Origin of the sequence: Streptomyces sp. NPDC058092, assembly GCF_042884935.1 — a bacterium.
Classification (GTDB): Bacteria; Actinomycetota; Actinomycetes; order Streptomycetales; family Streptomycetaceae; genus Streptomyces.
Genome location: NZ_JBHVSY010000013.1, coordinates 193,236 through 205,469, shown reverse-complemented (window position 1 = coordinate 205,469; position 12,234 = coordinate 193,236). Strand labels below are relative to the sequence as shown.

The window sequence follows — 12,234 nt, the reverse complement described above, 5'->3', positions numbered from 1 at the left end:
GCAAAAATGCTGTGCCGAGAGCCCGGAGGCGGATTAGAGTCCCGGGCATGTACTTCCTTCAGTTCTACGGCTGACGCGGACAGGCAGGACCCCGTTCCTGCGCTGCATACCCGTGCGCCCCGACACCAGGCATTCCGTCCGGTTCGGTGGCGCACCGGCCAGCCGTGTCCGTTTCGCCGCAGACCTGAAATGAGTGATCTTCCATGTCCCGTCGCCGTGCCCACGTCGCGATGGTCGGTATTCCCGCCGTCAGTCACGTCCTGCCGAGCCTTGAGATCATCCGCGAACTGGTAGCCCGCGATTACCGGGTGACGTACGCCAATGACCCGGCAGTGGCCGACCTGATCGCCGCCACCGGCGCGGAATTCGTCCCGTACGACTCCGTCCTGCCGGTCGCCGACAACAACTGGCCGGACGACCCCATCGCCGCGATGGACCTCTTCCTCGACGACGCCGTTCAAGCTCTCCCTCAGCTACGCGCCGCATACGACCACGACAGCGCGGACCTCTACCTGTACGACATCGGCGCGTACGCCGCGCGCGCCCTGGCCGAGGCACAGGACCGTCCCGTCATGCAGTTGTCACCGACGTTCGTCGCCTGGACGGGCTACGACCAGGACGTCGCGGCGCACGTGTGGGAGCTGCCGGGCGCCGACGCGTACCGGGCGAAGTTTGCACAGTGGCTCACCGATTGCGGGGCGTCCACCACCGATGTGGACACCTTCTCGGGCCGTCCCGCGCACGCCCTGGCCCTGATCCCGCGAGCGATGCAGCCGCACGCGGATCAGGTCGACGACGACACGGTGACGTTCGTCGGCCCCTGTTTCGGCACACGGGCGGCCGATGGCGGCTGGACGCGTCCGGCCGATGCCGAGAACGTGCTGCTGATCTCGTTGGGCTCGGCGTTCACACACCGGCCGGAGTTCTACCGCCAGTGCCTGGCGGCCTATGGGAACCTGCCCGGCTGGCATGTCGTGCTCCAGATCGGGAAGTACACCGACCCCGGTGAACTGGGCACCATCCCTGCCAACGTCGAAGTGCACTCGTGGTTGCCTCAGTTGGCGGTTCTGGAGCAGTCCGACGCGTTCGTCACCCATGCGGGCATGGGCGGCAGCAGTGAAGGGCTGTTCACCGGTGTTCCCATGATCGCCGTCCCGCAGGCCGCCGACCAGTTCATCAACGCCGACAGGCTCGTCGAACTGGGGGTGGCCCGCCGCATCGACACCCCGGACGCCACCGCAGCGAACCTGCGGGCAGCGCTTGCCGAGCTGGTCACCGATGCGGAGACCACCCGGCGCTCGGCGCTGCTGCGAGCCGAAGCACGAGCAGAGGGCGGCACCTCGCGGGCTGCCGACCTGATCGAGAACATGCTGGGCTGATCTCCAACTCACCACGGCGCGTGGGGTGGTGCAGCACCACTCCGGTGTTCTCCACCCCACGCCCGTTCCCCCTCGCCCCGGTCGCAGGCGTCCATTCGGACGTAGTGGAGCGTGCCTCTGCCGGCAGGACCTTCGCAGCGTCGTCGATGACGCCGTGCCCCCATCGGTCTCGCCATCCCCCCCACACGTCGTCATCGCGCCGGCCCCGACACCAAAGTTCCCACCGTGATCGTCAAGGAGCGCGCGGAGGGCCGTTCATCGGTCAGGGTCAGGGTGAGCCCGCGGTTGAGGAAGGCCATCTCCTGGAAACGCCTGGCCAGCGTCTCGAAGGAGTATTCGGTGGTCTCGAAGATGTCGCCGTCTGCCCAGAACGTCAGCGAGGTGCCCGTCCGGGGGGTGGCCTCGTGTCGGGCCAGCGGGACGGCGGGAGCACCGTCCCTGTAGTCCTGCGTCCACCGGTAGCCGTCGGTCCAGATCTCCGCCGACAGCCGTGTCGACAGCGCGTTGACCACCGACAGACCCACACCGTGCAGACCGCCGGAGACCGCGTACCCGCCGCCCCCGAACTTCCCGCCCGCGTGCAGCACGGTCAGCACCACCTCGACGGCCGGCCGCTTCTCCACCGGGTGCATCCCCACCGGGATGCCGCGGCCGTTGTCGACCACCCGCACGCCACCGTCGGCCAGGATCGTCACGTCGATCCGGTCGGCCACCCCCGCGAGTGCCTCGTCCACGGAGTTGTCCACGAGCTCCTGCACCAGGTGATGGAGCCCCCGCTCGCCCGTGGAGCCGATGTACATCCCGGGCCGCTTGCGCACGGCGTCCAGGCCGTCCAGAACAGTGATCGCGTTGGCGTCATACGACGCCGCCCCTACATGGCCGGGCTGCTCGGATCCGGGGGTATCGGTGGCAGTGCGAGTGTCGCAAGTGGTCACAGATGCTCTCTTTCGGGCATGGCAGACCGCGCTCCCGCACCACGGTGCGGGAGCGGCCGGACAGCTGGCGGAGTGCCCCGGCACGCATGTGCGCACGAGGCGGCACTCGACGCGGCCTACGCCGACACGATCGTCACCACCCGCCACGACGACAACGGTCGTGTCACCAGCTCCGTCTCCGCCCCCTGGCTGCAAGCAGACATGCTCGAAGCAGCTGAGCTCTCCGACGGCCAGAACGTCCCGGAGATCGGGTCCGGGGGCTACAACGCCGCCTTGGCTGCCGAACTCGACCAGGACCAGGGCCACGACGATCAGGCTTTCCGCAGCTCCGGGGCCGATGTTCACATCGGGGGCCCCTTCTCCACGAGCCCCTCTTCCTGGGCGGCACGACGGCCGACGGCCATGGAAGTGACGGGTCCGGCAGCCGCCGAGAGCAAGGCGATGAACAGGAGCTTGACGGCGGTGCGGCCCGCTCCCGTTTCGAGAGCCAGTGCCAAGGCGATCAGCGGAAGGCCCACGCTCGGAGTGCGGCGTCGCCCGCGCCGGCGAGCAGTGGGACCGCGGGCGCAACGTGCTGACTGTGCTTGCTGCCGCGGGCACCGGTCCCGAGCATGTCGCCAAACTCAACATCTGCCTCGTCAACGGGGCCGACGCACAGGTGGGATACGCGGCGTCGCGATCAGCGTGGGGCAATCACCGCACAGCCATCACGGTTGTTTCCACCGCAGGACACGCTCGCCCAGGCGCGCTCGTGGAGATCGACGCAGTAGCGATCATTCCTGAATAGGACGAACCTACGGATCGAGACTGCAAAGGCGTAACTCGCCGCGTGGCCGATGACAGCGCCGTAGCACGATGGGCAGACGGGACGTGTCCGGCCCTGACGTGCGGCCAGAACAGCTCCTCCGCGGTTGAGCAGCGGCCTGTACGGGTCGGCGATGCTGAGCCGTACAGGCCGCCGCCGTCTTCCCAGGCCAACAGTCGCCGCCTCACTCAAAAGCGGGTCGCACCCCCTTCTGCCGCATTGCGCGAAGATCCGGGGTCATGACGGACCCTCAGCCGCCTTCGCCGTCCGAGGCGGACGACATCGAGCGCCACCCCTGCCCGCGGTGCGCGGCCGAGCCCGGTTCACCATGCCGCTCGCGCGGCGGGGCTGTCGCCGGCAGCTACCACACCGGCCGCTTCACCAAGGTGCCCCGGCTCGCGAAGCTGCTGCGGGTGCCGACCCCGGCCGACCGGGGCCCGGGGCAGTCGTGGCGCCCCGGCACCCCGCCCCCGGCGCTCTCACCGCTGCTGACCATCGTGCAGGAGCTCGTCGAACAAGGCGCGGTAGTGGACCATCGCACCCCGTAGTTCTTCCGTGGTGGCCTGATGCCTACTGCTGCGGACATCGACGTCGTGGGCGACGCGGTAGTGCTCCAGGGTGCGGCCATGTTCAACCGACAGGTCGCTGACCTGTTGTTCGAATCCCTTGGTCGGGTAGCCGCGCTCGCTCATGAGCGCGGTCACGAGCCGGTCGGCTTCGTGGACCGCGTCGTCCGGCTGGTCGACAAACCGCCCTTGCGCTCGGCTCCAGCCCTCGGCGTACTTGTCCCGCTCCGTCGCCGACAGTGGCGTGATCTCCAGTGCGTCGTGGCGTTGTTCGCGCTCACGCAACTCGCGTTCGCCCGCCCGGCGGCTCTCTTTGTCCTCCACGGCCCGCTCGTACTCCGGGCCGAACCGCTCTTTGAGGTGACGTCGGCGTACGACCGTCCACGCCACCAGTGCGCACAGCAACAACACGATCACGATGATCGCTATGAGGGTCCCAGTCGACATAATTCCTCGCTTGCATCGCCGAAAAACAAAGAACGGGCAGAGCTGTTCCCGCCCGTCTTCCCCGGCTTCTTCCTTCTTCTACCGCCTCCCCGGCTGACGGACGAGTGGCTCCACCGCTCTACCAGTAGTGCCTTCGACCAGCGACTGCGTGCCCCAGCGATCCCAAGACCCACAGGACAGCCCCGAGCACCACGAGAACGATCCCGATCGTCCACAGTATGGAGATACTGGTCACGAACCCGACGACAAGCAAAATAATCCCGAGAACGATCACAATGCGCTCCGATCTCGCATAGGACTTCCCTTCTCACTGTGATCCCTGCGCGCCGCAAGAGCAACTGTTCATAAAATTGGCGGGCCACTTGGAAACGGTCCTCACGTGGCCGGCTCTCCCGAACGCCTGGCCGGCTCTCCCGATGACCGCCTGCCGGAATGACCGCCTGTCGGAAGAGCCGGAACCGAGAGTGCACCAGGGTTCCACCCCGAGCGATACGCACACGGCACTGACCGTCACTGCGCTCGCCGTCAGCACCCAGGGTCAGCCCAGCGAAGGACAATTACCTCCTCGGGGTATAGCGCGTTCACCGGTCGCAGCGTTTCTCGCGGGGCGGTGGGCGTTACTGAGCCAGCAGGACTTTCGTACGTGATTGCGAGACTGCACCCAGCCTTGTACGGAGCCGTGCGAGGTAGATCGAGATGCGGTCAGCCCAGGCCGTATATCATGTAATGGCGTCTTGTGAATGTGGCGCGGGCAGCATGTCGTCTCCGAATTCCGGAGAGGGAACATGGCCGTAGGCGAAGAGGACGAGACAGAGCGTGTCCGGCGTCCGTCCAGCAAGAAGCCCGTCAAGAAGACCAGCAGGAAAACCAGCACTGGACGGGCCGGCAGCCGAACGAGCGAAACGGAGCGCGCGTCCCGCCGGGTCTCGGCCCCGCGGGCCATGCGGTACGCAGCTGAGCAGCTCCAGGAGCTTCTCGGGCGAGCTCCCGAATCCGTCTCGGCGCTGAAACCGACGGAAGACGGCTGGCAGGCGGACGTGGAAGTCTTGGAGCTGGAACGTGTCCCCGGCACGACCAGCGTGATGGCCAGCTACCGGGTGATGCTGGACGAGGAGGGCGAACTGGTGGCGTACGAACGCACCCGGCGCTACACCCGAGGGCAGATCGACCGGGGCTGAGGCCCGGCATCGCACCGCCGCAGCACCGTTCGCCGGACGAACGAGCAGGCCGCGCCGGCAGCCAGACGTGAGCCGCTGAAAGGAGGCACCATGACTGTGGTGCCGCAAGGCGGAGGAACCATTTCCAGGGGCGGCGGAGGAGGGTCCGGGAGCCTTTACGACATCGTCGACCTGATTCTGGACCGCGGCCTGGTTATTGATGTCTTTGTGCGTGTATCGCTGGTGGGTATCGAAATCCTCAAGATCGATGCCCGCATCGTCGTGGCGAGCGTGGACACCTACCTGCGCTTCGCAGAGGCCTGTAACCGCCTCGACCTGGAGGAGGGCCGCAAGGCGCCTTCCCAGCTGACCGACCTGGTCGGCGAGGTGACCGAGGGCGGAGCGCACGGGAAAACCAAGGGAGCCCTGAGCGGCGCCGCTGAAGTGCTGACCGATGCCCTCAAGGGAGGACAGGACGACGAGGACACCGAGCAGTCCGGAAAGAGGCGCAAGGAGCCCGAGGAGAGGCGGGAGCGGCCGAGACGTCGGCCTGCCGCCCGGCGCCGCGAGGAGTGAGTCATGGCCGTATACGTCTACTCCATCGTCCTGACCACCCATCCGCAGCGCCTGGACGGCCTCAACGGGGTGGGGGACCCGCCTGCGACCCTCCGCACGGTGCACACCGAAAAGCTGTCCGCGGTCGTCAGCGACGCCCCCAAGGAGCTACGGCCCAAACGTCGGGATCTCGGCGCACACCAGGCTGTCCAGGAGCAGTTGATGGCCGACGGCACGGTTCTGCCGCTGCAGTTCGGCTTCACCACCACGGACGACGAAGCTGTCCGTACGGTTCTGGAGGACCGCGCGGATGAGTTCAGCGAACGGTTGCGGGCGTTGGAGGGCTGCGTCGAATACCACCTGAAGGCCGCCCAGGACGAGAATGCGATGCTGCGCCAGATCCTTCAGGAGTCCGCTGAGGCGCGCGAGCTCAACGACGCGATCAGAAGTGGCAGCAGTAGCCCGGAACTGCCACTCGCCCTCGGGGAGTTGGTCTCCCAGGAAGTGCAGGCGCGGCAGGATCAACTCGCGGCCGGAGTCCTCGATGCCCTGCGCGGATTCGCGCGGGAGGAACGCTCGTCGCAGGCGACCGGGAACGACTTCCTGAGTGTGTCCTTCCTCGTGGAGCGGGACAACGAGAAGAGCTTCCTCAGCGAGGAGCAGGGTCTCGCCAAGGAGCTGGGCGAGGACTTCGACCTGCGACTGCTCGGTCCGCTGCCCGCCTACAGCTTCGTCTAGGGAGCCCTCATGGGACTGCTGACTCAACTCGCGACCCTTCCGCTGGCGCCGGTGCGCGGCGTGGCCTGGGTCATGGAGCGCGTCGTCGAGGCCGCGGAGAACGAGTACTACGACCCAGAACCCGTCGAGCGGGAACTCGCCGAACTCGAGCGACAGCTCGTGGCGGGAGACATCGACGAGGAAACATTCGACCGGCGCGAGGACGAACTGCTGGACCGGCTGGACGAGATCAGGGCCCATGTCCAGGGCGCCGATACCTGATCGCGGCAGCCGGCGGAACAGTATTGCCCGGCGTTCCCGTTGAAGCGCCGGGATACCAGGGAATCGAGGTGCAGCGGCCGTGACCGAACCCGTCGCCAGGAGGCTGGGCGACCTCCCGTCCAGGTCCGCTCCGTACGGCCAGGGCTCCTCGGCCAATCTCGCCGACATCTTGGAGCGGGTCCTGGACAAAGGCATCGTCATCGCAGGCGATATCCAGATCAACCTCCTGGACATCGAACTGCTCACCATCAAGCTGCGCCTGCTGGTCGCCTCGGTGGACAAGGCGAAGGAAATGGGCATCGACTGGTGGGAGCACGACCCCGCACTGTCCTCCCGCGCCAATGACGGCTACCGGTCACTCGCCGACGAGAACAAGCGGCTGCATGCCGAGATCGCGGCGCTGCGCGAGGACCGTGAGCTGCCACCGACCGAGGACGAGGAGAGCCGTGTTTCGGCTCCCCGCCGCACCTCACGCACCAAACGGGCAGATTCCAGCCCCCGCAGCGAGAGGCGGGACGAGCCATGACCGAGGCCATCGCCTACGCGTACGCCGTCGCACGGGACGCCGACGGATCACTGGAGGAGGTTCTCTCCGGGCTCCCTGGAGTAGCGGATACGCCGGTGCATCTGGTGCGTGCAGGACAAGGCGACGATGTGGTGGTCGCCGTGAGCCCGGTACCCGAGCGGGACTTCCAGGAAGCCGCGCTGCGAGCCCATCTTGAGGACTTGGACTGGCTGGAGTCGGTCGCCCGCGCCCATCACCGTGTGATTGAGGCGCTGGCCGCCCGCACCACCGTCCTGCCACTTCGTCTGGCAACGGTATACCTGGACGACGAGCGGGTACGACTCATGCTCCGTGCCCGCCACGAGGCGTTTGACGGCCGACTGACCGACCTCGCAGCGCAGGTGGAGTGGGGCGTCAAGATCTATGTCGAAGCGGCCGCGGCGACCGAGAGTCCTGCCGACCGACCCACAGATACGGACCTGAGCCCCGGGCGGGCCTACCTCACCCGGCGCAGAGCACAGCGACACGCCCGCGAAGACGCCTATCGGGACGCCGAACGGGCAGCTGAGCGGGTCGAGGCCGCCGCCCGCACCCATGCGGTTGATCGCGTCCAGCACCGGCCGCAGCAAGGCGAACTCGCCCGCAGGCCGGGAGAGAACGTCGTCAACGACGCCTACCTTGTGCCGCTGCAGCATGCCGAAGGTTTCCGCGCCGACGTGATACGGGCCGCCGAAGGACTTCCCGGGGTACGCGTCGAAGTCACCGGGCCGTGGGCCCCGTACTCCTTCGCCACCCCGGCCGAGGCCGAACCACTCAAGAGGGCCGCGCCATGAGGGCGGCGGGCAGCCTGCCGGCCACATCGGAGGAGCCGCTGCCGGAACGACAGATCGCACTGATCGACCTGCTGGACCGGTTGCTGAGCGGAGGCGTGGTCCTCACCGGTGACGTCGTGCTTTCGATAGCCGATATCGACCTCGTACGCATATCGCTGCGCGCGCTGATCGTCTCCATCAGCGAGCAGAATCCCTCCCCGTGGAATGCCATCTCAGCACCCGTAGGAGACGACCATGGCAGGTGAGGACCGCCCTCCCGGCAACCGCCTCGACGAGGTCGCCGACGCCGCCGCCCGCGCCTTCCGCATGCTGCCCGCGGTGCCACAGGACGTCCCGCCCCGGGGCGGGACGGGGGCGCGAAGGCCGGCTCACCGGGTCACCACAGACCCGGACACAGTGGAACGGGACCTGATCAAGCTCGTCCTCACCCTCGTCGAGCTGCTGCGACAGCTCATGGAACGCCAAGCCCTGCAGCGGGTCGACGCAGGAGATCTCACCGAGGAACAGGAGGAGCGCCTGGGAGCAACTCTGATGATTCTGCACAGTCGTATGATTGAACTCTGCGCCCGATACGGCCTTTCCATGGAAGACCTCAATTTGGATCTCGGACCGCTCGGAACTCTGCTGCCACCACCCGAATGACCCCAGGGAGCACGACATGGGCATCGGAAAGAAGACCAAGAACATCGGAAAAATAGCAGAAGGGAAAACAAAGGAAACGGCCGGGAAGGCCGTGGGCAATGAAAGCCTGGAAGGAAAGGGAAGGGCCCAGAAGGCGAAGGGAAAAGTGAAGCAGGTAATTGAGAAGAGCAAGGACACCTTCAGGCACTGAAGGACATGCCGAGGAATTGACAGCCACGACGCAGACCCGCCGCACCCCGGGCAACGGCGGGCCCGCGTCCGGTGCGCTCACTGCCTCGTCCGCGCTCGGGAACACATCGCTGCGCTTTCGGATCCCCTTCGCCGCGTGCCGGATTTCCAGGGACAGCTACTACCGTCCCCTGCGACCCGCCGGTGACGACACGACCTCCCCTCACAAGCTCGTCCACCAGGTGGCTGCACCGCTCCGCCAGGACATGAATGCGGCCGTCCACCGTGGGGCTTGACGGGGCCTCAACTCACCCCTCTTCTTCGTCGCCTTCCTGCTCTTCGTCGCTCTCTTCCCAGTCTCCATCCTCCTCGTCCTCACCCTCGTCCTCCTCCTCGTCCTCCACGTCGTAGTCCTCGGCATCCTCTCGGTCGTAGTCCTCGGCTTCTTCTTCCTCGAGAGCCTCTTCGTGGGTCTGTACGACCTCGCCGTCGCGGATTTCGCCTCGCCAGCCCTCCGGCTCTTCATCGGTGAACGTGACATGGCGCTGGAAGTGTTTGAGGTCCAGCCGAAGTCGCCGTCCCTGAGCGCGCCACAGATTCCCGGTCTTCTCAAAGAACCCCGAAGCGTAGTATTCAACGACCAGAACAATGCGGGTCAATCCGGGCGCCAGTTCATGAAAACTGACTGCACCTCGAGTCGACCCTTTGGCCCCCTCGGACGTCCAGACGATGCGTTCGTCCGGTACCTGCTCCTGAACGGTCGCTTTCCAGCCCCGGGTCGAAGGACCGACCTTGGCCTTCCAATTGCTGGACGTCTCACCGATCCGAGAAACATCCCGTACGCCCTTGGTGAAGCTGCTGAACTTCTCGTACTGCGTCCAGTGGTCGTAGGCCGTACGCAACGGCACACCGACATCGATGACCTCGATGATGTTGGTGACCTTCTTGTCTCCTGACTTGCGCCCCTTTCCGCCGCCGAGGACTTCCTGGGCCTTCCCTACGACCTTGTCCTTGACGTTCTTCGCTGTTCCGGAGAGCACGGCCTTGAGGGGGGAGTCGCCTCCGAGGAGGTTGGCTCCGATCTGGGAGAGTGATCCACCGTTCTCGCCGACGTCGGTGAGCTGGTCCGTCACGTCGATCAGCTTGTCTCCGGCCCTTTCTGCCAGATCCCCCACCCGAGCCCTCAGATAGTCCCCGAGTTCTTCACGAAGTCGATCGAGTCCCGAGTTCGCGTTGTCCTGTTCCGTTTTCGACATGACCTGTTACCTCCGGCGCTCAACGCGTGATGATGCCTTCTTGGTACTTTTCCTGGCAGTCTTCTTCGCAGCGGGAGCAGTCTTCTTCCCTGCGGCAGTCTTCTTCGCGGGGGCCTTCTTGGCTGCGGCCTTACTCTTCGCGGTTCTCTTTGCTGCCGTCTTCTTCGCGGAGGTCTTCTTGGCAGGCGCCGACTTCTTGGCTGCGGGTTTCTTGGCGGGCGCTGTTTTCTTCGCAGCGGTCCTGCCGGAGGCCGCCTTCTTCCTGGTGGCCTTCGTTGCTGCCGGCTTTTGCCCACCTCTCTTCGCGGGGGCTTCCCGCTTGGCCGCTTCACGTCGGCCAGCGGCCGGCTTGACCGACTCACGCTTTCTTGGCGCAGGCTCCTCAGCAGCTCGGGGAGCGCGACGGCGGGGCCGCTCTTCAGGCTCTTCCTCCGGCTCCGCTTCCTCGCCTTCTTCCTCCTCGTACTCCTCTTCGTGCTCCTCTTCCCCCTCGTATTCCTCTTCCGGCCCCGCGCCCTCGTCGCGCGCGTACTCGTCCTCGCTCTCCTCCTCTTCCTCTTCGTCCTCCTCTTCCGGTTCTTCCCCACCGCTCTCGAGCTGGAGTGTTCGCTCACGGAGCGAATCGGCGAGCGTCGTCATCCGACGGTTGAAAGAAGTAGTGACGGCCTCCCGGCCGGCATCCATGACCTCCCCGCGCAGCTGCTCACCCAGTTCCGCAACCTGGGGGATCTCCCCGAGCTTGCGCATCCCTTGAGTCACGAGCTGTCGCGGTTCAAGTCCGAATTGACGTCCGGCGATATAGGACGCCACTGTGAGCGCGAACCGGCCTTTCTTCGTGCGGCCCAGCACATAGCCGCCGGCCAAAGCGGCGGCAAGCAAGATCTTGTTTCCGCTATTCATGTGTACGTCACCTTTTCATCGGTATGCAGCCGATCGGCGTCTGCGCAGGAGGCCGCCACTCACCGGCATTGCTCTTGCCATATCTCCAGAGTGATCGGTGTCCTGGTCTACGCATCCCGAGCGGGCCAACAGGCCCCTTTGGGCACGGCGCAAAGGAGCCTGACCGGCTGTGTGACGGACTGCGTGGACGGCGCACGGCACGTGCCGTAGAGCCACGGGGGTTTGCTGTCTGTGCAGCCCGCCATATGGGTCACAGCCGCCGCTCCGTCGTGGCTGGGGTGAGACGCCGCAGAACTGCCGCCTTGCCCCTGCGCCGGGACCCGCAACGGGACATCGCTTGAGCGTCGCAAAGAGCCCTCCGACTCCGAAGCCCTGGAGAAGTGCTCCGCCTGGCCGCTCGATGCGGAATCGTCGTTGCGAGCGATCCGGATTTCGTGGAACTTATCGGCAATAATGGTGTATACGTAGCATTCGGCTGGGACTACGGCTATGCCCCTGGCGTCCTCCGATCGGGGCCGGAGGACGCCAGGGGCATCTTCGGATAGACCTCGCGAACGTTGATGTGGACGAGGCGGAACGCGAAGCTGGGAGCCAACGCAAGGCCTATGGAGGTCAATGCCGAGGAGGGCGGTGGGCCACGCGGCGTACGCCTCTGGGCCGACCCCGCTGGGCGCTCTTCTGTCAGGTCGCCGCGACTGACCCGGATGACCCCCGCGTGCCCGGACAGCAGTGCGTTCAATCGAGTGGGGAGCACCGCCGCGGCCGACGTGTCGATGGCGGTCGCACGGGCAGCCCCATAGCGGGCGGCGGCGATCGCCACTGCGCCGGTACCGGTCCCCACGTCGAGCACCTCGGCTCCCGGTGACAGATGTTCGAGCCGCAGAGCGGATACCAGCATGGCTGTGTCTTCCTGCGGCGCGTAGACACCCGGAGGCTTGAGGAACTTCACCTGTCTCGTCCGTCTCTGAGAGATCACTCAGGGCGGCCGGCAGAGTCTTCCGCCCAGTCGAGGAAGGTCTGCTGATGGTCACCACCGACCTGGACGAACGTGATCACCATGACGCCCGTCGCGGCGTAGGGACGTACT

Annotated in this window: 17 protein-coding genes and 2 pseudogenes; 12 read left to right on the top strand and 7 right to left on the bottom strand. The window is 66.2% G+C overall.

From position 1 onward, the window contains the following. Positions 1–203 precede the first annotated feature (203 nt). A complete protein-coding gene (locus tag ACFVV1_RS22805; RefSeq protein WP_389992027.1) occupies positions 204–1,379 on the top strand; it encodes a macrolide family glycosyltransferase in 1,176 nt (391 codons plus the stop codon). Between the two features lie 236 nt (positions 1,380–1,615). Here ACFVV1_RS22805 and ACFVV1_RS22800 read toward each other — a convergent pair. Beyond that, positions 1,616–2,314, bottom strand: a pseudogene (locus ACFVV1_RS22800) (ATP-binding protein); the annotation flags it as partial. On the opposite strand from ACFVV1_RS22800, the pseudogene ACFVV1_RS22795 reads away from it, so the two are divergent. Beyond that, positions 2,255–2,602 (top strand): annotated as a pseudogene (locus ACFVV1_RS22795) (hypothetical protein); the annotation flags it as partial. The pseudogenes ACFVV1_RS22800 and ACFVV1_RS22795 overlap by 60 nt on opposite strands. A 53-nt stretch (positions 2,603–2,655) precedes the next feature. On the opposite strand, the gene ACFVV1_RS22790 reads toward ACFVV1_RS22795, so the two are convergent. Next, entirely contained in the window at positions 2,656–2,832 is a 177-nt protein-coding gene (locus ACFVV1_RS22790; RefSeq protein ID WP_389992024.1) for a hypothetical protein, read from the bottom strand. Positions 2,833–3,358: 526 nt separating this feature from the next. Here ACFVV1_RS22790 and ACFVV1_RS22785 point away from each other — a divergent pair. Further along, the gene (locus tag ACFVV1_RS22785) at positions 3,359–3,667 is read left to right on the top strand and encodes a hypothetical protein (RefSeq protein WP_389992021.1); all 309 of its coding nucleotides are present in this window, start codon (positions 3,359–3,361) and stop codon (positions 3,665–3,667) included. On the opposite strand, the gene ACFVV1_RS22780 is transcribed toward ACFVV1_RS22785, so the two are convergent. Together ACFVV1_RS22780 and ACFVV1_RS22775 are read right to left on the bottom strand one after the other, a co-directional pair. After that, positions 3,599–4,132, bottom strand: a complete 534-nt coding sequence (locus ACFVV1_RS22780; protein WP_389992018.1) for a hypothetical protein — start codon at positions 4,130–4,132, stop codon at positions 3,599–3,601. The genes ACFVV1_RS22785 and ACFVV1_RS22780 overlap by 69 nt on opposite strands. 118 nt (positions 4,133–4,250) lie before the next feature. Further along, the gene (locus ACFVV1_RS22775) at positions 4,251–4,406 is read right to left on the bottom strand and encodes a DUF6131 family protein (RefSeq protein ID WP_389992015.1); all 156 of its coding nucleotides are present in this window, start codon (positions 4,404–4,406) and stop codon (positions 4,251–4,253) included. A gap of 511 nt (positions 4,407–4,917) precedes the next feature. Between ACFVV1_RS22775 and ACFVV1_RS22770 the strand changes: the two genes are divergently transcribed. The 9 genes from ACFVV1_RS22770 to ACFVV1_RS22730 all read left to right on the top strand — a co-directional run bounded on the left by ACFVV1_RS22770 (position 4,918) and on the right by ACFVV1_RS22730 (position 9,013). After that, the gene (locus ACFVV1_RS22770; RefSeq protein WP_389992013.1) at positions 4,918–5,310 is read left to right on the top strand and encodes a gas vesicle protein; all 393 of its coding nucleotides are present in this window, start codon (positions 4,918–4,920) and stop codon (positions 5,308–5,310) included. 90 nt (positions 5,311–5,400) lie between these two features. After that, positions 5,401–5,865 (top strand): gas vesicle structural protein GvpA, encoded by a 465-nt coding sequence (locus ACFVV1_RS22765; protein WP_389992010.1) that lies wholly within the window; start codon positions 5,401–5,403, stop codon positions 5,863–5,865. Positions 5,866–5,868: 3 nt separating this feature from the next. Beyond that, positions 5,869–6,582: a GvpL/GvpF family gas vesicle protein gene (locus tag ACFVV1_RS22760; protein WP_389992007.1), complete on the top strand. Its 714-nt coding sequence runs from the start codon at positions 5,869–5,871 to the stop codon at positions 6,580–6,582. A 9-nt stretch (positions 6,583–6,591) separates the two neighbouring features. After that, positions 6,592–6,843 (top strand): gas vesicle protein GvpG, encoded by a 252-nt coding sequence (locus tag ACFVV1_RS22755; protein WP_389992005.1) that lies wholly within the window; start codon positions 6,592–6,594, stop codon positions 6,841–6,843. A gap of 79 nt (positions 6,844–6,922) precedes the next feature. Further along, entirely contained in the window at positions 6,923–7,369 is a 447-nt protein-coding gene (locus tag ACFVV1_RS22750; RefSeq protein ID WP_389992003.1) for a gas vesicle protein, read from the top strand. Then, entirely contained in the window at positions 7,366–8,181 is an 816-nt protein-coding gene (locus ACFVV1_RS22745; RefSeq protein WP_389992001.1) for a GvpL/GvpF family gas vesicle protein, read from the top strand. Before ACFVV1_RS22750 ends, ACFVV1_RS22745 begins: the two co-directional genes overlap by 4 nt. After that, positions 8,178–8,426: a gas vesicle protein gene (locus ACFVV1_RS22740; protein WP_389991998.1), complete on the top strand. Its 249-nt coding sequence runs from the start codon at positions 8,178–8,180 to the stop codon at positions 8,424–8,426. The genes ACFVV1_RS22745 and ACFVV1_RS22740 overlap by 4 nt, the downstream gene beginning before the upstream one ends. Further along, complete coding sequence (locus ACFVV1_RS22735) at positions 8,416–8,823, top strand: gas vesicle protein K (protein WP_389991995.1); 408 nt, start codon at positions 8,416–8,418, stop codon at positions 8,821–8,823. Before ACFVV1_RS22740 ends, ACFVV1_RS22735 begins: the two co-directional genes overlap by 11 nt. A 16-nt stretch (positions 8,824–8,839) precedes the next feature. Continuing rightward, a complete protein-coding gene (locus tag ACFVV1_RS22730; protein WP_389991991.1) occupies positions 8,840–9,013 on the top strand; it encodes a CsbD family protein in 174 nt (57 codons plus the stop codon). 286 nt (positions 9,014–9,299) lie between these two features. Here the strand turns inward: ACFVV1_RS22730 and ACFVV1_RS22725 are convergent, their stop codons facing one another. From ACFVV1_RS22725 to ACFVV1_RS22715, 3 genes are all read right to left on the bottom strand, one after another. Then, entirely contained in the window at positions 9,300–10,247 is a 948-nt protein-coding gene (locus ACFVV1_RS22725) for an SRPBCC family protein (RefSeq protein WP_389991988.1), read from the bottom strand. 6 nt (positions 10,248–10,253) lie between these two features. Beyond that, positions 10,254–11,147 carry a histone protein gene (locus tag ACFVV1_RS22720; RefSeq protein WP_389991985.1) on the bottom strand — a complete coding sequence of 298 codons (894 nt, stop codon included), beginning with the start codon at positions 11,145–11,147 and terminating at the stop codon, positions 10,254–10,256. Between the two features lie 487 nt (positions 11,148–11,634). Continuing rightward, the gene (locus ACFVV1_RS22715; RefSeq protein ID WP_389991983.1) at positions 11,635–12,096 is read right to left on the bottom strand and encodes a 50S ribosomal protein L11 methyltransferase; all 462 of its coding nucleotides are present in this window, start codon (positions 12,094–12,096) and stop codon (positions 11,635–11,637) included. Between the last annotated feature and the right edge of the window lie 138 nt (positions 12,097–12,234).